The sequence below is a fragment of the Amycolatopsis lexingtonensis genome (genome assembly GCF_014873755.1).
Classification (GTDB): Bacteria; Actinomycetota; Actinomycetes; order Mycobacteriales; family Pseudonocardiaceae; genus Amycolatopsis; species Amycolatopsis lexingtonensis.
Window position 1 is genome coordinate 1,331,639 of record NZ_JADBEG010000001.1, and the last position, 18,276, is coordinate 1,349,914.

Genomic DNA, 18,276 nt, shown 5'->3' on the forward strand with positions numbered 1-18,276 from the left:
AGCCGTGTACACGGGCTTGGCGATGTGCTAACACTAACGGGGTCCTTCGGCTCTCCCTCCCCCTCGGAGCCGGAGGACCCTTTATTTTCGCCGCTGTCCGGTGTGGATATGTCAGCGAATGATGTACAGTTCAGCGCATGGTGACGTGTGAGACACGGGAAGCGGCGCTCGCCCGGATCGGGCGCGCGCTGTCGGATCCGACCCGCTGCCGGATCCTGACCGCGCTGCTGGACGGTCCCGCCTACCCCGGGCGGCTGGCGGCCGAACTCGGCCTGAGCCGGTCGAACGTCTCGAACCACCTGTCGTGCCTGCGCGGCTGCGGGCTCGTCGTGGCCGGCTACGAAGGGCGTCAGGTGCGGTACGAGATCGCCGACGCGCACCTGGCCCGCGCGCTGCGGGAACTCGTCCACGTCGTGCTCGCGGTCGAGCCGCGGGCCGAATGCGAGCCCGCGTGACGAGCCCCGGGTGCTCGGACGGGTGCTGCGCGCCGCTCGCGGTGGCGCCGGACCGCCGGGCGGTGCTGGTGCGCCGGGTCCGGCTGCTCGTGGCGGCGACCATCACTTACAACGTCGTAGAGGCGGTCGTCGCGCTGGCCGCGGGGAGCGCGGCTTCCTCGGGGGCGCTGATCGGTTTCGGGCTCGATTCCGTGATCGAAGTCGCCTCCGCCGTCGCGGTCGCCTGGCAGTTTTCCGGTGCGGACCCGGAAAGCCGCGAAAGGCGGGCGCTGAAAGCGATCGCCCTGTCGTTTTTCGCGCTCGCGGTTTACGTCACGATCGAGGCCGTCAGTACATTCTTCGGCGGTGCCGCGGCGGAAACCTCGCGGACCGGAATCGTGCTCGCGGCCGTTTCGCTCGCGGTGATGCCCGCCCTGTCCGCGGCGCAGCGCCGAGCCGGGCGGGAGCTGGGGTCGGCCAGCGCGGTCGCGGATTCGCGGCAGACTTTGCTCTGCACTTACCTTTCCGCGGTCCTGCTGGCGGGGTTGCTGCTCAACGCCCTGTTCGGCTGGTGGTGGGCCGACCCGGCGGTCGCGCTCGCGATCGCCGCGGTGGCGGTGAACGAAGGCCGAACGGCCTGGCGCGGCCAGCATTGCTGCTGACGCGCCAGGCCGCGGGCCGGTTGCGGAATCAGTACCAGTGCGCACGCCCACCGATCCGGCGGCCGGTGCCGCCCAAGATGGCCAGTGCCACGCCGGCCACCGCGAGAATGATGCCGATGGTGTAAAGCACCGGGATACCCACGATGAACCCGATGATCAAGAGAATTACACCGAGAACGATCACTTTGACACACACTCCTTCGCATGGGACCCGTCCGGCATGCCGGCCGGGCGGATGCGCTGTCACGGGGAGGATGGCCACTTTCCCGGTGCCGCAAACTGCGTCAAACGGAGCAATCTCGGATCAGTACCGGTAGTGATCGAGCTTGTACGGTCCTTCGACGTCGACCCCGATGTAGTCCGCCTGCTGCTTCGTGAGCTTGGTGAGTTTCACCCCGAGCGCGTCGAGGTGCAGGCGGGCCACCTTCTCGTCGAGGTGCTTCGGCAGCCGGTGGACGTCGGTGGCGTACTCGCCGGGCTTGGCGAACAGCTCGATCTGCGCGATCGCCTGGTTGGTGAACGAGTTCGACATCACGAACGACGGGTGGCCGGTCGCGTTGCCGAGGTTCATCAGGCGGCCTTCGGAGAGCACGATGATCGAGTGGCCGTCCGGGAACGCCCACTCGTGCACCTGCGGCTTGATCTCCTTCTTCACGATGCCCGGGAGCTTCGCCAGCCCGGCCATGTCGATCTCGTTGTCGAAGTGCCCGACGTTGGCGACGATCGCGTTGTGCTTCATGCGGCTCATCTGGTCCGCGGAGATGATGCCGAAGTTGCCGGTGGTGGTGATGAAGATGTCCCCGGTGGCGATGACGTCGTCGAGCTCGACGACGTCGAGCCCGTCCATCGACGCCTGGAGCGCGCAGATCGGGTCGATCTCGGTGACCGAGACCCGGGCGCCCTGGCCGCGCAGCGCCTCGACCGCGCCCTTGCCGACGTCGCCGTAGCCGCAGACGACGACGCGCTTGCCGCCGATCATCACGTCGGTGGCCCGGTTCAGGCCGTCCACAAGGGAGTGCCGGATGCCGTACTTGTTGTCGAACTTGGACTTCGTCACGGAGTCGTTGACGTTCATCGCCGGGAAGAGCAGCTCGCCGTCCTTGGCGAGCTTGTAGAGCCGCTTGACGCCGTTGGTCGTTTCCTCGGTGACGCCGCGGATCTCCTTGGCCATCCGGGTGAAGCGGTCGCCGTCGGCGGCCAAGCTCGCGCGGAGGGTCTCGAGGACGATCCGGTACTCCTCCGGGTCCTCTTCGGACGGTTGCGGGACGGCGCCCGCTGCTTCGAACTCGACGCCCTTGTGCACGAGCAGGGTGGCGTCGCCGCCGTCGTCGAGGATCATGTTCGGCGTTTTCCCGCCGGCGAAGGCGAAGAGCTGGTCGGTGCACCACCAGTACTCTTCGAGCGTCTCGCCCTTCCAGGCGAACACGGGGGTGCCCGACGGGGCGTCGACCGTGCCCTCGGGGCCGACGACGACCGCCGCGGCGGCCTCGTCCTGGGTGGAGAAGATGTTGCAGGAGACCCAGCGCACTTCGGCCCCGAGCGCGACGAGGGTCTCGATCAGCACGGCGGTCTGCACCGTCATGTGCAGCGACCCGGCGATGCGCGCGCCCTTGAGCGGCTGGGCGGCGGCGTACTCGCGGCGGATCGCCATCAGGCCGGGCATCTCGTGCTCGGCCAGCCGCAGCTGGGTGCGGCCGGCGTCGGCGAGGGAAAGGTCGGCGACGGCGAAGTCGAGACCGTTGCGGCGTGCGAGTTTGTCACTCATTCCTCGAGCTCTTTTCCTGACGGCTGGTTGCGGAGCGCGCGGGAGGACTCACCGAAGTGACAACGCAAAAAGGGCACCTCCCTCGCGGGAGGCGCCCTTGGATGCGTGTCGCGGGCCGAGCGTGGCGGAAAGAGTTCCGTCGCAGCGCCTCTCGGCCCGGGACCCAGGATGGCAAAGCCGCGGCGAAGCTGTCAAGCGAGCGAAAGGGCCATGAGAACGTCGTCGACGTCGGTGCCGTCGATGCGGAATTCCCCGCGCAGCACGCCTTCCACGACGAACCCGGACCGCTCGTAGACCCGGCGGGCGGCGGCGTTGTGACCCAGCACGCGCAGCGTCAGCTTGCGGGCCCCGCGCCGGCGCGCCTCCGCCGCGGCCGCGTCCACCAGCCGTCCCGCGATGCCGAGGCCCTGGCGGTCCGGGTCGACGGCGAGCCCGCCGAGCACCAGCACGTGCGCGTGGGCCGGGATGCCGAACCCCGCGGCGAGCCGGACGTACCCGGCGACGACGTCGTCGTGCTCGGCGACGAGGAAGTTCTCCGGCCGCGCGTCCTCGTCGAAGAACGGCGTGCCGGGCGGCGGCGGGGGAGCGGGGGACACCGTGGCGTCCCACGTGCGCTCGTCGATCTTGGCGAGCACGGCTTCGTCTTCGGCGCGGGCCGGCCGGACGGTGGTCGTCACGAAAGTTCCTTCCAGGCTTCTTCGACGATCCCGGCGAGCTCGCGGGGGTCGCGGTTGCCCTCGGCCGAGATGCTGCGCAGCGCGACGGTCAGGTCCGGGCCGCTGCGCTGGCAGTTGGTGACGAACGACCGGCCGGGGTCCGGCGTCGAGCCCACGGGCGCGGCGTCGTTGTGGACCAGGCACTGCACGGCGCCGACGCGCACCAGCTCGGTGCTCGGGGCGGCCAGGCCGAGTTCCTCGGCGTCCTCGTACGGCGCCACCAGTTCCGGCGACCCCGCGCGCACCGCGATCAGCTGGAAGCTGCGTTCCAGCCGGTCGTCCTGGTACTGCTGCACCACCGCGCCCGCGCCGCCGTAAGCCGCCGACGTCCGGGCGGCCGTTTCCCGGTCGGCTTTGTCGACCCGGGCGACCTGGACCTTGCTCTTCTCCACGTCGAACTTCGCGAGCGTGTCCTGGGCCCGGCCGAGCCCGCCCAGGCTCGACGGCGCGGTCAGCGCGTGCCCGCTCGGCCCGCCGAGCAGGCTCAGCACCACCCACGGCACGCCGACCAGCACCGCGCCGACGATGACCCCGATCAAGCCCGCGAAGACGGGGTGGGCGAACGGCGAGCGCGGCGGCGGTGCCGCGGCGGCGGGGAACTCTTCGGTCACCCGGGCATCGTGGCGGAACCGGGCAATCGGCGCGAAGGGAATTCCGCCGTAAGTGCCTCAAACGAGATGCGCGCGCCGCCAGATGCCTTCCGACCGGCCGCCGATCAGCCCCGCGTCGCGCAGGAACGGCACGATCTTCTCGGCCATCCAGCGGCGCGTCTCGTGGAAGTGCGGGTTCGCCAGCGCCGCGGCCCGGCCCTCGCGCGGGTCGATCCCGACGCTGCGGTAGATCCGCGGGTCGACCATGCTGTCGATGACGCCGAACGCGACCAGCGCGGTGCGCACCCGGTGCCGCTGCAGCGCCGCCTTCGACAGCTTCGGCGTCTCCCGCAGCACCTCTTCCTTGGCGAACCGGACGTGCCGGGCCTCCTCGACGACGTGGATGCGGTTGACCGAGCGGATCAGCGGCTGGATGCCGTCGTCGTCCATCATCGAGCGCTGCAGCCGGTCGGTGGTCTCCTCGGCGACCAGCACGCTGGCGAACATCGACGGCCCGGCCGCGGTCGCGCCGAACACCTTGGCGGCGCGGTGCACGACCTTCGGGACGCCGTAGCGCGGGACGCCGAGCCGCTCGGCGGTGCGGGCGAACATCACCGAGTGCCGCGTCTCGTCGCCGATCTCGGTCATCGCGTACTGCGCGTGCTCGCTGCGCGCGTCCAGGTCGAAGACGTACCGGGCGAGCAGCTGCATGAGGACGATCTCGAACCACAGGCCGACGCTCATGATGCTGGCGATCTCGTGCTTGGACAGCTCGATCCGCTGCTCCGGCGTCAGCTTCGCCCAGAGGTCCGTGCCGTAGAGGGAGACGCGCTCGAGCGGCATGTAGGCCTTGCCCTCGGCCAGCGGCGCGGCCCAGTCGATGTCGACGTACGGGTCGTAGGAGTTCTTCGCGGAGCTCTTGAGCAGGCGAGCCGCGGTGACATCCCGGTCCTGGGCCTCGACGCCCATGGCGGCCTCCGGAAAGTAGGGGGTACATGCTGTACTAGTTACTTCGGCGAGCGTACACCGGCTCGCCGGACTTGAGTAGGCTTCCCGGGTGACCAAGGTCGACGGACGGGCGGCGCGCTGGGCGGGCCAGCAGGAGCGGCGGCGCGCGGAATTCGTCGAAGCGGCCCTGGTGGCCATCGCCGAGCACGGCCCGGAGGTCTCGACCGAGCAGATCGCCGAGCGCGCCGGCGTGGCCCGCACGCGGCTGTACCGCCACTTCGCCGACGCGGCCGACCTCCAGCGCGCGATCGCCGAGCGCGCGGCCGAGCTGGTGACGGCCGAGCTCGCGCCGCTGTGGCACCCCTCGGGGTCACCGCACGAGATGATCGCGACGGTCATCTCGACGCACCTGCGCTGGCTGACCGAGCACGAATCCCTGCACCGCTACCTGACCCGCACGCAGCCGGCGCAGACCGACGTCCGCGGCACGATCGCCCGCCACCTCAGCGGGCTGTTCTCGGGGTACCTGACGGCGTTCGGCCTCGACCCGGCCCCGGCGGACACGATCGCGTTCGGCCTGGTCGGCTACGTCGAGTCGGCGACGACCCGGTGGCTCGACCACCCGGGCGCGCTCAGCCTGGCCCAGCTGACCGACCAGCTGACCGGCACGATCTGGGCGATGCTGGACCACACGCTGAAGGCGGGCGGGGTCGAGCTGGACCCGGACCAGCCGTTGCCGCTGCCCGAAGAGTTCTAGTCTTCGTCTTCACGCGCGAACTCGGCTCGGACTCCCAGCAGCCGTACCGCCCGGGTCAGTTCGAACATCCCCAGCACCTCGCGCGCGGCCCGGTCGATCTCCGCCGCGTCCGACGTCGGCGCCGGCAGGGTGATGCTGTGCGTGTGGGTCAGGAACGGCACGAACCGCACCTTGACCGCGATCCGCGCCGCCGGGCGGCCTTCGTCCAGGACGTCCTGCGTGACCCGCTTGGCCAGCGCCGAGACCTCCGCCGCCATCTCCGCCGGGTCCGTGAGGTCGCGCTGGAACGTCGTTTCGCGGCTGCGGGACCTGGCCACGTACGGGGTCGCGCTCACGTCGGCGTCGCTGATGCCGCCGCCGAGCAGCCGCAGCCACGGTCCGGTCTTCGGGCCGAACCGGGCGGCCAGCTCCGCCGCGTCCGCGCCCGCCAGGTCGAGCACCGTGCGGATGCCGAGCCCGGCCAGCTTCTTCGCGGTCTTGCCGCCGATGCCCCACAGCGCGTCGGTCGGGCGCTCGGCCATCACGGCCCACCAGTTCTCCTGCGTCAGCCGGTAGATCCCGCCCGGCTTGCCGAACCCGGTGGCGAGCTTGGCCCGCAGCTTGTTGTCGCCGATCCCGACCGCGCACGACAGCCCCGTCTCGCGGGCCACGGCGTCCTTCAGCTCGGCGGCCAGCGCTTCCGGGTCGCCGGTCTCCGCGCCGAGGAACGCCTCGTCCCAGCCGAGCACCTGCACGACGACCGGGAACTCCCGCAGCACCGCCATCACGCGCGCCGACACCTCGAGGTAGGCGTCCGGGTCGCTGGGCAGGAAGACGGCGTCCGGGCAGCGCTTCGCGGCGAGCCGCAGCGGCATGCCGGACTGGATGCCGAACTCGCGGGCCTCGTACGACGCGGTCGCGACCACCGCCCGTTCGGCGGGATCGCCGTTGCCCCCGACGACGACGGGCTTGCCCGCGAGCTCCGGGTGCCGGGCGATCTCGACCGCGGCGATGAACTGGTCGAGGTCGACGTGCAGGACCCACTTCACGGGGCCAGTCTCGCCTCAGATCCGGTGCCGCGCCACGTGGGTCCAGACGGTGCCGGTGAGCGCGAGGATCCCGCACAGCGTCACGCCCGGGTCGGGCAGGACCAGCCCCACGACCAGCAGGCTCACGGCGATGATGTCGAAGACGATCAGGACGGTGCTCCGGAGCGCGCGCGACTTCGGCCGCTTGCCCTCGCGCAGCGCGGTGGCCAGGTCGGGGTCGCTGAGCTCCAGACTGCGCTCGATCTTCTCGAGCTCGGTGCGATCGTGGTGACTGAGCATCGGGGTACTCCTTCGGCGCCGTACCCGCCGTATCGCCAGAGCGAATACCCAATCGTCCTCCGAACGAACCGCCGAACGCCTTCTGATTTCGTGCTTTTTGCTGCTCCGACCGGGTGATCCGCGCTCCGTGACCGCCCGCGAGCACGTTAAGTTGCCTCTCGAACGTGGCCGGTGACGGCCCCGGGTGACGGAGGGGGCCGTTGCGTCCTCTTCCGCGCGCCGGAACCTTCAAGCAGCTGGAGGACCTCGATGACCTTGCCCACCGAACCGATCGGCAGCATCCCGCGCCCGGCGTACCTCGTCGAAGGACTCGGGGAGTTCGCCGCCGGGCGGATCGACGCCGCCGCGCTCGCCGAGCTGGAGAGCCGCGCGCTGGCCGACACGATCCGCCGGTTCGAGGAGACCGGCTCACCGGTGCTGACCGACGGCGAGCAGGGCAAGCCGAGCTTCGCGACGTACCCGCTGGCCGGGTTGACCGCGCTGGCCCCGGACGGCGTCGTCATCCCGTTCGCCGACGGGCACACCCGGCAGCTGCCGCGGCTGACCGCGGGCCCGTTCCGCTACGCGACCCACGCGGACGAGTACCTGACCCGGGCGAAGGCGCTCACGGGCAAGCCGGTCAAGCAGGCGGTGATCGCGGCTTCGGCCGTCTCGCTGATCTACCCGGCCGACGGCATCGAGGGGTACTCGCAGGAGCAGTTCGTCGCCGACCTGGTGAACGAGGCCGAAGCGGACATCCGGCGCAGCCTCGACGCGGGCGCGGACAGCGTCCAGATCGACTTCACCGAGGGACGGCTCTCGCTGAAGCTGGACCCGTCCGGCGGCCTGCTGCGCCAGTTCGTCGACCTGAACAACGCGGTCCTCGACCGGTTCACCGCCGAGGAGCGCGCGAAGATCGGCGTCCACACCTGCCCGGGCGGCGACCAGGACTCGGTGCACAGCCTCGACGTCGACTACGCGGGCCTGCTGCCGGCGCTGTTCGACCTGAGGGCCGGGCGCTTCTACGTCCAGTTGGCCAGCGAGTCGGACCCGGATCGCGCGCTCGCGACGATCGCCGACAACCTGAAGGCGGACCAGCGGGTCTTCGTCGGCGTGACCGACCCGATCGACCCGCGGGTGGAGACCCCGGAGGAGGTCCGTGACCGCGTCCTGGCGGCGGCCCGGTACGTGCCGGCGGACCGGCTGGGGACGTGCGACGACTGCGGGTTCTCCCCGTTCGCCGACGACACGTCGACCTCGCGTGACATCGCGTTCGCGAAGATCAAGGCCCGGGTGGAAGGCACCCGGCTGGCGGCCGAGAAACTCGGCTGAGCCCCGGCGGCGTGCGCCCGGGGATGCCGCCCCGGGCTCACGCCGTTTCGGCTCAGGCCGTCTCGGCGGCGACCTTCAGGCCGAGCGCGACGAGCAGGCTCCCGAGCACGGCGTCGAGCCCGCGCCGGACGCGGCCGTCGCGGAAGACCTTCTTGAGTGCCCCGACGACCACGGCGAGGGTGACGAACCACAGGACCGTGCCGGCGGTGGCGATCGCGGCGAGTTCGAGGGTCTGCAGGGTGGAGCCGTCGGCCGGGAGGAACTGGGGGAGCAGGGCGAGGAAGTAGACGGCCACCTTGGGGTTGAGCAGGTTGGTGAACAGTCCCTGCCGGAAGGCCGCGGTGGCCTTGAGCGGCTCCGGGTTGTCGTCGCCGAGGTCCCGGTATTCGCCGCGGCGGACGGCCAGCCAGGCTTTGACGCCGAGCAAGACGAGGTAGGCGGCGCCGACCAGCTTCACGACGGTGAAGGCGATGGCGGACGCGGTGAGGACGGCGGCTACGCCGAGGGCGATCGCGACGACCCAGGCGAAGACGCCGAGGGCGATTCCGAGCCCGGCGGCGATCCCGGCGCGCCGGCCGCCGGTGAGGGCGGAGCGGGTGACGACGACGAAGTCCGGGCCGGGGGACATCGCGCCGAGGACGACGACGAGGAGGAAGGAGGCCGCGGTGGTGCCGGGGATCATGGGGTGAGCCTACGGCCGGGCCGCCACCGGTTTTCCCGCGTGCCGAACCTCTCAGGTTCGAATTTGAACTTCGTGTAGGGTCGATCTTGTGGGCGATTCCAGGGGTGACGACGTGACGGCCGAGGTGCGGACCCGGGTGCGGATCCCGCTCCGGCTGCACGGTGGTCTCGAGGTCGACGCCGAAGCCGTCACCTTCCGCGGGCTCGAAGACGGTGGTGAGCACCTCGCCCTGGTCCTCGGCACCCCCGGTGACGTCCCCCTCGTCCGCCCGCACTCCGAATGCCTCACCGGCGACGTCTTCGGGTCCGCCCGCTGCGACTGCGGCCCGCAGCTGGCCGAAGCCGTCCAGCGGATCTCCGAAACCGGGGGCTACCTGCTCTACCTGCGGCAGGAAGGGCGGGGGATCGGGCTCTACAACAAGCTCGACGCCTACGCCCTCCAAGACGGCGGACTCGACACCTACGCCGCCAACGCCGCGCTCGGGCTGCCCGAAGACGCGCGGGACTACGCCGTCGCCGCGCAGATGCTCAAGGCGCTCGGGGCCGGCGAGGTCGATCTGCTCTCCAACAACCCCGACAAGGCCGCTCAGCTGCGGGCCGCCGGGATTTCCGTGCGGGAGCAGGTGCCCACCGGGGTCTTCGCGACCGACAGCAACGTGCGGTACCTGCGGGCCAAGGCCGAGCAGACCGGGCACACGCTGAGCCTGCCCGGGATCGCCAGCTGATTCCACGCGATGTTCGGTTTCGGCCGATCGGCCGGGCAACCCGTCGATGCTGGGCAAGCGGCCCGGAGTGACCTAGTCGCTGTGGGAAATCCGGACACGATCCTCGACGACGCGCCATGGGCGGGACGGCGGATCCGCGGGTCGCCCGTTTCCTCATCACGGTCGCTGTCCACTCGATGGGTTTGCCGTGCGGGTCAGCGTCCTGGTCTGCTGCTGCGCCTGTGCGACTGATCGGCATCAGGTGCTGATGTTCGCCTGCGATCTCACTGTACTGGCTGCCTTTGGCTGCCGAAAAGCATCGAAATGATCTGAACAGTTACCTCGATCGTGTGATGAACAGATGATCGATCGTCGGTAATCTTGGTGTGTGGACAGAGAAACGGTGTGGCAAGCGGACGCGGAGGCCCTGGCCGACCGCCTCGTTTCGCTGCTCACCGTGGTGCGGTCCGCCGAAGCGGAAATCGGTGCGCTGCTGGTGGAAATCGAATCCCGTGGTGTGCTGGAACTGTTCGGCTACCGTTCCGCCGCCCGGTTGCTGGAGCATCTCGCCGACCTCCCGCGCGCCGCCGCCGACAAGGTCGTCAAGCGAGCCCAGGCTTTGCACCCCGCCCACTCTCTCGACGCCACCCCCGCCGTTGCCCCGGCCACCGGTATCGCTGCGCTGGCCGGCCGGTTGAGCACCCCGATGATCGACACCATCATCGATGCCGTCACCCGGATCCCCGCCTCTCATCGCGAGTCGGCCGAGGCGGACCTACTCGCTTTCGCCGCCGAGGGCGGCCACAAACAAGTCGCCGCCCTTGGCGCCCGGATCCTGGCCCACCTCGACCCCGACGGCACTGCCCCCGAGGACGCCGAGCCTGTCATCCCGGTACGGGAACTGTCCCTGCGCCGCAAACGCACTGGCACCTGGGAACTCACCGGCCGCTTCGACGATGAGACCGGCACCCGCGCCAGCGCGCTGCTTGACGCGCTGGCCGAGCGCCGCACCGCCGACGACGGCGGGGACTTCCGGTCCCCGCAGGAACGCTACGGCGACGCCTTCTCCGACGCAGTCGACCTGGCACTCAACTCCCCAGAGTTGCCCACCCAAGCCGGGGAACGCGTCCACGTGATGGTCGCGGTCTCCCTCACCGACCTGCGCTCCGGACTCGGCACGGCGACCCTGGGCGACACCGGTCTGATCTCGGCCGCCGAGGCCCGGATCCACGCCTGCGACTGCACCCTGATCCCCGCGGTCCTCGGCTCCGCCAGTGAACCCCTCGACTTGGGCCGAGGCCGCCGCCTGATCTCGCCGGGCCTGCGCCGCGCCTTGTTCCTGCGCGACCGTGGGTGTGCGTTCCCGGGATGCCACCGCCCGCCGCGGCATTGTCAGGGTCACCACATCCGTCACTGGTCCGAGGGTGGCTTGACCGACCTGGCCAACTTGGTGCTGTTGTGCGGCCACCATCATCGGTTGTTGCATCGGTCGGGTTGGCAGGTCCGCATCGCCACTGACGGCCACCCCGAGTTCCTACCGCCACGGTTCCTGGACAAGCGCCGAAAACCCAGGCGCAATAACCTGCATCAGCCGCTGCCATTTGCAGCCTGAACACGGGACAGGCCCGCAGCCACCGGCTCCAGGCCTGCCCCCAGATGCTGACCCGCTCCGCAGAGGCCAGCGCACCCGCCTGCGACTGGCGCGACTGATCGTCGAGCAGGGCTGGACCTGCACCGCAGCAGCGAGATGTTCATGTTCGCCGCAAAGTAGGATGACCGCCCGCACCGCAGCCCGACTCGCACCCCCGAGCAGCTGGTGCCGGATCACTCGGCTCTCCCGGATCGACCGGCGTACCGCTGCGCCGCTATGAAACGACCATCTCGGCTCGCGGCGGACACCGGTTCGTCGGCCGCGCCCAAGGCGACCGCAACCGCGCCGCGACACCCGGCAAGCCCCGCAACGCCCACGCAACTCCATGATCGGGATCGCGTTCGAGCTGGGCGGCCAACCTCCTCGGACGGCACACCTAGGTGTGATGTCCAGGGACGTTGTCCCGAGTTGAGGTGACCACTGGCGGCCTGTCGCACAGACAAGTGAAGGCCTCCGGTTGTGAAGTGGAGCTGTCTAGGAACCGCTTCACCCACCGGAGGCCTTCGTGTCCCACCCTAACGCCACCCTGACCCCACGCACCCGACTCCGACTCGCCCGCCTGATCGTCGAGCAGGGCTGGACCCACGCCGCCGCAGCGAAAATGTTCATGGTCGCGGCGAAGACGGCCGCGAAGTGGGCCGATCGTTACCGCGTCGAAGGTGTAGCCGGGATGGCTGATCGCAGCAGCCGTCCCCACCGCAGCCCGGCCCGCACTCCGAGGCCGGTGGTGCGGGCGATCGTGCGGTTGCGGTGGCGTCACCGGCTGGGCCCGGTCCAGATCGCCGGCCGGCTCGGCCTGCCTGCATCCACGTTGCACGCGGTACTGGTGCGTTGCCGGATCAACCGGCTCACCCACATCGACCGGGTCACCGGCGAACCTCTGCGCCGCTACGAACACGACCATCCCGGATCGCTGATCCATGTCGATGTCACCAAGTTCGGCAACATCCCCGACGGCGGCGGCTGGCGCTACGTCGGCCGGCGACAAGGCGAGATCAACAAGCGATCCACCGCGGGGCTGACCCGCGGCGCCGACTACAAGCCCCGCACCGGCACCGCGTTCGTCCACACCGTTATCGACGACCACTCCCGCGTCGCCTACGCCGAAATCCACGCCGACGAAACCGCCGCCACCGCCACCGCGGTGCTGCGCCGGGCCGTGGCCTGGTTCGCCGACCTGGGCGTCACCGTCGAACGCGTGCTGTCGGACAACGGGTCGGCCTACCGATCTCATGCCTGGCGCGACACCTGCACCGAGCTCGGTGTCACCCCGAAACGGACCCGGCCTTACCGGCCGCAGACCAACGGCAAGATCGAATCATCATCGACCCCACAGTGCAACCGGCGGCAAGCCACCCATCGCCCGGCTGGCCGACTTGCCCGGGATCGCCAGCTAGGTCAGGCGCTGGGCCGCCGCCGCGGCCGGGCCCGTTGTCAGCTTCTCCAGCAAGCCGATCAGCGTTGTGCGCTCCGACGGCGTCAGCGACGCCGCCCATGCCTGCTCGCGCGCGTTGTGTTCCTGGTACGCCTCGGCGACCGACGCGTGGCCCGACTCCGTCAGGTCGAGCTCGACCGCCCGGCGGTCGTGGGGGACCGTCGCGCGGGTCACCAGGCCGTCGCGCTCCAGGGTCTTGACCAGTGCCGATACCGCCGCGCGGCTCATGCCGGCCAGGCGGGCCACGTGGCGGGACTCCAGGGGGCCGGCCAGCCACAGCACGAACAGCACCCGGAAACCACCCCAGCTCCAGCCGCGGGGGCGGTGGACCGTCGACTCCCAGTCGTAGACCAGCGCGCCGGCGAGGCGGTGCAGGGTCAGGCCGAGGCGCATCGCCACCGGGTCGGTCGCGGGCAGCTCGGCCCGCGTCTTCCCGATCGCGTAGTCGACGAACGAAAGGTAGTCGAGGTCGGCCGGTCGGTCGGTCATGCGGCCAGGTTAGGCGACGAGGGGGTTCCGTGCGGCGGCGCGGCGGGCTAGCCTGAGCCGAGATAGTCAATCCTTTGACGATCAAGGAGCCCTAGCCGTGACGAAGAAAGCGTTCGCCTCTTCGGCCGACCTGGCGGAGAAGGCGCAGACCCTGGAAGTCCTGGACGACGGCGTCTACGCGCTGACGGCCGAGGGGGATCCCAACATCGGCGCCATCGAAGGCGAAGACTTCCTCGTCTGCTTCGAGGCGCTCGCCACGCCCGTCGCGGCCCGCGAGTGGCTCGCCAAACTGCGTGAGCACACCGACAAACCCGTGCGCTACCTCGTGCTGAGCCACTACCACGCGGTGCGCGTGCTCGGCGCGTCCGCGTTCGACGCCGAAGTGATCGTCGCGCACGAGAACACCCGCGCGCTGGTCGCCGAGCGCGGCAAGGAGGACTGGGCCAGTGAGTTCGGGCGGATGCCGCGGCTGGCCAAGGGCGCGGACTCGGTACCCGGCCTGACCTGGCCGACGCTGACCTTCTCCGACCGGCTCACCATCGACCTCGGCGGCGACCGCGGCGACCTCGTCCTCCAGTACTGCGGGCGCGGCCACACCGAAGGCGACATCGTCGCCTGGCTGCCCCGGCAGAAGATCCTCTACGCCGGCGACCTCGTGGAAGCGGAAGCCGCGCTGTACACCGGGGACGCGTTCCACCGCGACTGGGCTTCGTCCACTTTGGACCGCGTCGGCGCGTTCGGTGCCGAGACGCTGATCGGCGGGCGGGGTGGCGTGAGCCGCGGGAAAACCGCGGTCGAGGCCGCCGTCGCGCAGACCCGGCACTTCCTCACCACGATGATCCGCGAGGTCGGCGCGGTCCGCGACGCCGGCGGCACGCTCAAGGACGCCTTCGAACGCACCCACGCGGCCCTGAACGAGCAGTACGGGCACTGGCCGATCTTCGAGCACTGCCTGCCCTTCGACGTCTCCCGGCTGTGGGACGAGCTGGGCGGCATCGAACGGCCGGTGGTGTGGACCGCCGAACGCGACCGCGAAGTCTGGGACCAGCTCCAAGGCTAGGACGATGAGAGTTGCGGTCCTCGGCGGCGGCCCGGTCGGCCAGACGGCCGCGCTGCTGCTCGCGCGCTGGGGCGTGCCGGTCGTGCTCGTCGACGAGCACGAGGTGCGCGATCCCGTGGGGTCCAAGGCCATCTGCCAGCAACGGGACACTTTGGACGTCTGGGCCTCGCTCGGCGCGGGGTGCCTCGCCGAGGAAGGGCTCACCTGGACGACCGCCCGGACGTTCCACCGCGAGAGCGAGCTGTTCTCGCTGAAGCTGCCCGACGGCGGGTCGGCGCTCCCGCCGTTCGTCAACATCTCCCAAGCCCGCGTCGAAGAAGTCCTCGACGGACTGATCGCGCAGCAGCCGTTGATCGACGTCCGCCGCGGGCATCGCGTCACCGGCGTGACCCAGCCCGGCTGCGTCGAGATCCAGTGCGAGACGAAGGACGGGCCACGCCGGATCGAGGCCGACTACGCGATCGCCTGCGCGGGCTCGCGGGGCGACACCGTGCGGCGGGCCCTCGGGCAGCAGCTGGCCGGGTTCTCCTTCCGCGACCTGTTCCTGATCTGCGACATCCGCGCCGACCTGCCGGGCTGGGCGGCCGAGCGCCGCTTCCACTTCGACCCGCCGTGGAACCCGGGCCGCCAGGTGCTCATCCACCCGTGCCCCGGCTCGCAGTTCCGCATCGACTGGCAGGTCCCCGACGACTACGACCTCGCGGCCGAGGAGACCGGCGGCGCCCTCGACCGGCGGATCCGGGCGATCATCGGCGACCGGCCGTACGAGGTCGTCTGGCGCTCGGTCTACCGTTTCCACACGCGGCTCGTCGACCGGATGCGCGTCGGGCGCGTGCTGCTGGCCGGCGACTGCGCGCACCTGGTCGCGCCGTTCGGGGCGCGCGGGCTCAACTCGGGGGTCGCCGACGCGGAGAACGCGGCCTGGAAGCTCGCTTGGGTCCTGCGCGGCGACGCCGACGAGGAATTGCTGGAGAGCTACCACGCCGAGCGGCACGCGGCGGCGGTCGAGAACGCGGCGGTCACCACGGCCACGATGGACTTCCTGGTGCCGCAGGACGACGGGCAGCGCGCGCGCCGCCTGGACGTCCTCACCCGCGCGGCGACCGATCCGGCGGTGCACGAGCAGGTCGATTCGGGGCGGCTGGCCGAACCCTTCTGGTACGCCGATTCTCCGCTGACCACACCCGATCCGGCGCGGCCGTCCGGCGGGCGGCCACCACGTGGTGCGCTGCCGCGGCCGGGGCCGGGGGTGCTGCTGCCGGACGTCACCGTCGCGAGTGGACGGTTGCGTGACTTGGCCCGGCAAGGGTTCCTGATCTTGACGACCCCGGGCGTTCGGGCTGAGGGGTGGCGAAGTGCCGAGATCCCGGTGGGTGGGGCGCTGGGCGCGCGTCCGGGCGAAGCCTGGCTGGTCCGCCCGGACGCGTACGTCGCCGCCGTGTTACGGATAGGCGACCAGCGGGCTCACCTGGTGCCCGGTGTTCGCGGCGTCACCCGAGTCGTTGATGACGTGCGTGATCGTGCCGACGCCGCCGAGTGACACCGAAACGAGGTTGTGGAACCGGACCCCGCTGGTGTTCGGCACCTCGAAGGAGTGACTGGCCACAATGGACGGATTGGTGTTGAAGAAGCAGTAGCTGCCCAGGCCCCAGCCTTCGTGGCTGGTCACCGAGTCGGCCACCTTGTACGCCGCCCAGCCCTGCCGGCCGCCGCCGCTGGACCAGGACGCCTGGTCCGGCGGGTCGTACGGCATCTCGTTCTGGAAGAAATACGTCCGCCCGCCGTTGCCGTTCCAGAGCACCTCGTACTGCTGGTAGTGCTCGACGAACAGGCCGTACATCGTCACGTTCGCGCCGTTGACCACCAGGCCGTTGGCCGCTGTGTTGACGTTCCAGCCGACGCCGTAGGAGTGGTCGCCGCGCCACAGCCACATGTGGTCGCCGATCACGTTGTTCGAGTTGACCACCAGCGTCTGCGTGGCCTTGCCGACGGCCGCGCCGCCGATCCGGAAGAACACGTCGTGCAGCGACGTCGGGTCGGCCGCGTGGTTGGCGGTCGAGCCCGGCGGCCCGACCTGCACGAGCACCGGCGAGTTCACCGCGCCGGCGTCGACGAGCAGCCCGGCGATCTTCACGCCGTCCACATCGGACGTCGTGATGGCCGCGTTCCCGTTGGTGGGCATCAGCGTCGCCAGGCCGAGGCCGAGCACCACGGTGTCCGGACGCGTGACGTTCAGCGCCTGGTCGAGGTGGTAGACGCCCGGCGTCACGAGCAGGTTCTTGCCCGCGGCCAGCGCGGCGTTGAGCGTCGCGGCCGAGTCGGACGGGTGCGCGACGTAGAACTCGCTCAGCGAGATCGACTGCCCGGCCGGCGCGCCGTGACCCCAGCTCGTGCCGGACGAGTTCTGCCGCAGCGCCGGGACGAACACGTTGTAGCTGCCCGAGCCGTCGACGTAGAGGAACGGCTTCTCGCGGATCACCGGCGTCTGCCCGACGACCGTCTCCGGCGGGTTCGGGAACGACGCCGGCGGGGTGCCGGTCGAGCCGACGAACACCATGTTCCACACGCCGCCCTGCCAGCCGCCCAGCTCGCTGTTGCGGGTGAGGAACTGCTGCTGCGAACCGGACACGGCCACGCCGTCGATCTTGCTGTCGGCGATCAGGCCACCGCTGGCCCAGCCGTCGCCGCCGTTCCAGAGCTGGATCTGGCTGCCCCGCAGGTGCATCCGGCGGTAGGGCGCGGCCTGCGCGACCGCCCACCGTTCGACCTGCCCGGCGGGCAGCGTCACCGAGAGGTTCTCGGCGGAGCGCCAGAAGTTCTGCGTCGCGTTGCCCTTGTTGTCCGGGTTGTCGCCCTGCTGCAGCCAGTCCGCCTCGACGCGGACGTGGCCGTTGAGGGTGACGTCGTCAGGGGAGAGGCCGAGGCCCGCCACCTGCTCGTAGAAGCCGAGGTTGACGTCGGCGGTGTACGTGCCCGGCTTGAAGAGCACGGCGTAGCGCTCGGTGCCGAACTGGTTGGTGTGCTGCTGGTTCGCGATCTGCGTCAGCCGGTTCTGGATCGTCGCGGCCGGCGTCGAGGGGTCGAACACCGACACGTTCGGCCCGAGGTCCGGGTTGCGCGGATCGGTCGGCGGGATGGTGGTGCCGCCGCCGGTGCCGTGCACGGCGACTTCCCAGAGCGAATAGCCGTAGCCGGTCGCCCGCTGGGTGCCGTAGACGCGCAGGTAGCGCGCGGTGCCGGTGAGGGGCACGGTCTGCGTGCCGCCCGCGCCGGTGGTGGTCGCGTACGCGCTCGTCCAGCTGCTCGCGTCCGAGGACAGCTGGACGCTGAACGCCGTGGCGTAGGCGGCTTCCCAGGTGAGGACCACGTCGCAGAGCTGCTGCGCGGAACCCAGGTCGACCTGGAGCCACTGCGGGTCGCTGAACGCGCTGGACCAGCGCGTGCCGGCGTTGCCGTCGACCGCGGCGGACGCGGGCGTGCCGCCGTTCTCGGTCGAGGACGCGGTCGCGGTGCGGCCCTGCGCGAGGTTCGTGCTGCCGCACGCGGCGGCCTGCGCGGGCGCGGAGCCGACCACCGCCGCGGTGGTGATCGCGGTGACGAAGGTGGTGGCGATGACGAGGAGGCGGTGTACGGGGGAGAACGTCGTTGATCTCATCGGCCTGCCTGCTGATCGGGGGAGGGCGTGCGAAAGGGACCGGGCGAGCCCCACAGCTCGCGCCGGCGTCGGGTGGTGCGGCGGGTTCGCGCCCCGGCACCCGCCGGCGCC

18 protein-coding genes, 2 pseudogenes and 1 riboswitch are annotated in these 18,276 nt (G+C 70.7%); of the genes and pseudogenes, 10 read left to right on the forward strand and 10 right to left on the reverse strand.

Translation table 11 applies throughout. The features are described 5' to 3' along the window. Positions 1-137: 137 nt before the first annotated feature. Together cmtR and H4696_RS06520 are read left to right on the forward strand one after the other, a co-directional pair. Positions 138-455: a Cd(II)/Pb(II)-sensing metalloregulatory transcriptional regulator CmtR gene (gene cmtR / locus H4696_RS06515; protein ID WP_086856591.1), complete on the forward strand. Its 318-nt coding sequence runs from the start codon at positions 138-140 to the stop codon at positions 453-455. Further along, entirely contained in the window at positions 440-1,096 is a 657-nt protein-coding gene (locus H4696_RS06520) for a cation efflux transmembrane domain-containing protein (protein WP_192782110.1), read from the forward strand. Before cmtR ends, H4696_RS06520 begins: the two co-directional genes overlap by 16 nt. 28 nt (positions 1,097-1,124) lie before the next feature. Here the strand turns inward: H4696_RS06520 and H4696_RS06525 are convergent, their stop codons facing one another. The 5 genes from H4696_RS06525 to H4696_RS06545 form a co-directional block, all read right to left on the reverse strand. Beyond that, positions 1,125-1,280: a hypothetical protein gene (locus H4696_RS06525; protein WP_086678182.1), complete on the reverse strand. Its 156-nt coding sequence runs from the start codon at positions 1,278-1,280 to the stop codon at positions 1,125-1,127. Positions 1,281-1,400: 120 nt separating this feature from the next. Next, a complete protein-coding gene (gene ahcY / locus H4696_RS06530; RefSeq protein ID WP_192782111.1) occupies positions 1,401-2,861 on the reverse strand; it encodes an adenosylhomocysteinase in 1,461 nt (486 codons plus the stop codon). A gap of 82 nt (positions 2,862-2,943) precedes the next feature. Further along, positions 2,944-3,020: riboswitch (S-adenosyl-L-homocysteine riboswitch) on the reverse strand. 32 nt (positions 3,021-3,052) lie between these two features. Beyond that, positions 3,053-3,538: a GNAT family N-acetyltransferase gene (locus H4696_RS51150; protein ID WP_086862599.1), complete on the reverse strand. Its 486-nt coding sequence runs from the start codon at positions 3,536-3,538 to the stop codon at positions 3,053-3,055. Then, complete coding sequence (locus tag H4696_RS51155) at positions 3,535-4,188, reverse strand: hypothetical protein (protein WP_086862600.1); 654 nt, start codon at positions 4,186-4,188, stop codon at positions 3,535-3,537. Before H4696_RS51155 ends, H4696_RS51150 begins: the two co-directional genes overlap by 4 nt. A 57-nt stretch (positions 4,189-4,245) precedes the next feature. Continuing rightward, positions 4,246-5,136 (reverse strand): AurF N-oxygenase family protein, encoded by an 891-nt coding sequence (locus H4696_RS06545; RefSeq protein WP_086862601.1) that lies wholly within the window; start codon positions 5,134-5,136, stop codon positions 4,246-4,248. A gap of 88 nt (positions 5,137-5,224) precedes the next feature. Here H4696_RS06545 and H4696_RS06550 point away from each other — a divergent pair, with 88 nt between their 5' ends. Beyond that, positions 5,225-5,872, forward strand: coding sequence for a TetR/AcrR family transcriptional regulator (locus H4696_RS06550; RefSeq protein WP_086862602.1), 648 nt, complete (start codon positions 5,225-5,227; stop codon positions 5,870-5,872). Here the strand turns inward: H4696_RS06550 and H4696_RS06555 are convergent. Beyond that, positions 5,869-6,900: a DNA polymerase IV gene (locus tag H4696_RS06555; protein ID WP_086862603.1), complete on the reverse strand. Its 1,032-nt coding sequence runs from the start codon at positions 6,898-6,900 to the stop codon at positions 5,869-5,871. The genes H4696_RS06550 and H4696_RS06555 overlap by 4 nt on opposite strands. Positions 6,901-6,915: 15 nt before the next feature. Further along, entirely contained in the window at positions 6,916-7,179 is a 264-nt protein-coding gene (locus H4696_RS06560; protein WP_086862604.1) for a DUF3040 domain-containing protein, read from the reverse strand. A 249-nt stretch (positions 7,180-7,428) separates the two neighbouring features. On the opposite strand from H4696_RS06560, the gene H4696_RS06565 reads away from it, so the two are divergent. Next, positions 7,429-8,490: a cobalamin-independent methionine synthase II family protein gene (locus H4696_RS06565; protein WP_086862605.1), complete on the forward strand. Its 1,062-nt coding sequence runs from the start codon at positions 7,429-7,431 to the stop codon at positions 8,488-8,490. Positions 8,491-8,542: 52 nt separating this feature from the next. On the opposite strand, the gene H4696_RS06570 is transcribed toward H4696_RS06565, so the two are convergent. Next, entirely contained in the window at positions 8,543-9,172 is a 630-nt protein-coding gene (locus H4696_RS06570; RefSeq protein ID WP_086862606.1) for a LysE family translocator, read from the reverse strand. Positions 9,173-9,284: 112 nt separating this feature from the next. Between H4696_RS06570 and H4696_RS06575 the strand changes: the two genes are divergently transcribed. The 4 genes and pseudogenes from H4696_RS06575 (at position 9,285) to H4696_RS06585 (ending at position 12,923) form a co-directional block, all read left to right on the forward strand. Continuing rightward, entirely contained in the window at positions 9,285-9,896 is a 612-nt protein-coding gene (locus tag H4696_RS06575; protein ID WP_086862607.1) for a GTP cyclohydrolase II, read from the forward strand. Between the two features lie 367 nt (positions 9,897-10,263). After that, entirely contained in the window at positions 10,264-11,487 is a 1,224-nt protein-coding gene (locus H4696_RS06580) for a DUF222 domain-containing protein (RefSeq protein ID WP_192782112.1), read from the forward strand. 230 nt (positions 11,488-11,717) lie between these two features. Next, positions 11,718-11,852, forward strand: a pseudogene (locus H4696_RS51495) (IS481 family transposase); the annotation flags it as partial. 179 nt (positions 11,853-12,031) lie between these two features. Beyond that, positions 12,032-12,923: pseudogene (locus tag H4696_RS06585) on the forward strand (IS481 family transposase). Here the strand turns inward: H4696_RS06585 and H4696_RS06590 are convergent. After that, complete coding sequence (locus tag H4696_RS06590) at positions 12,920-13,450, reverse strand: MarR family winged helix-turn-helix transcriptional regulator (RefSeq protein ID WP_086857513.1); 531 nt, start codon at positions 13,448-13,450, stop codon at positions 12,920-12,922. The pseudogene H4696_RS06585 and the gene H4696_RS06590 overlap by 4 nt on opposite strands. A 97-nt stretch (positions 13,451-13,547) precedes the next feature. Here H4696_RS06590 and H4696_RS06595 point away from each other — a divergent pair, with 97 nt between their 5' ends. Then, a complete protein-coding gene (locus tag H4696_RS06595; RefSeq protein ID WP_086857512.1) occupies positions 13,548-14,510 on the forward strand; it encodes an MBL fold metallo-hydrolase in 963 nt (320 codons plus the stop codon). Positions 14,511-14,514: 4 nt separating this feature from the next. Further along, entirely contained in the window at positions 14,515-16,050 is a 1,536-nt protein-coding gene (locus H4696_RS06600) for an FAD-dependent monooxygenase (RefSeq protein WP_086857511.1), read from the forward strand. Here the strand turns inward: H4696_RS06600 and H4696_RS06605 are convergent. Next, the gene (locus H4696_RS06605; protein ID WP_086857510.1) at positions 15,952-18,165 is read right to left on the reverse strand and encodes a discoidin domain-containing protein; all 2,214 of its coding nucleotides are present in this window, start codon (positions 18,163-18,165) and stop codon (positions 15,952-15,954) included. The two genes, H4696_RS06600 and H4696_RS06605, sit on opposite strands and share 99 nt — an antisense overlap. Positions 18,166-18,276 lie beyond the last annotated feature (111 nt).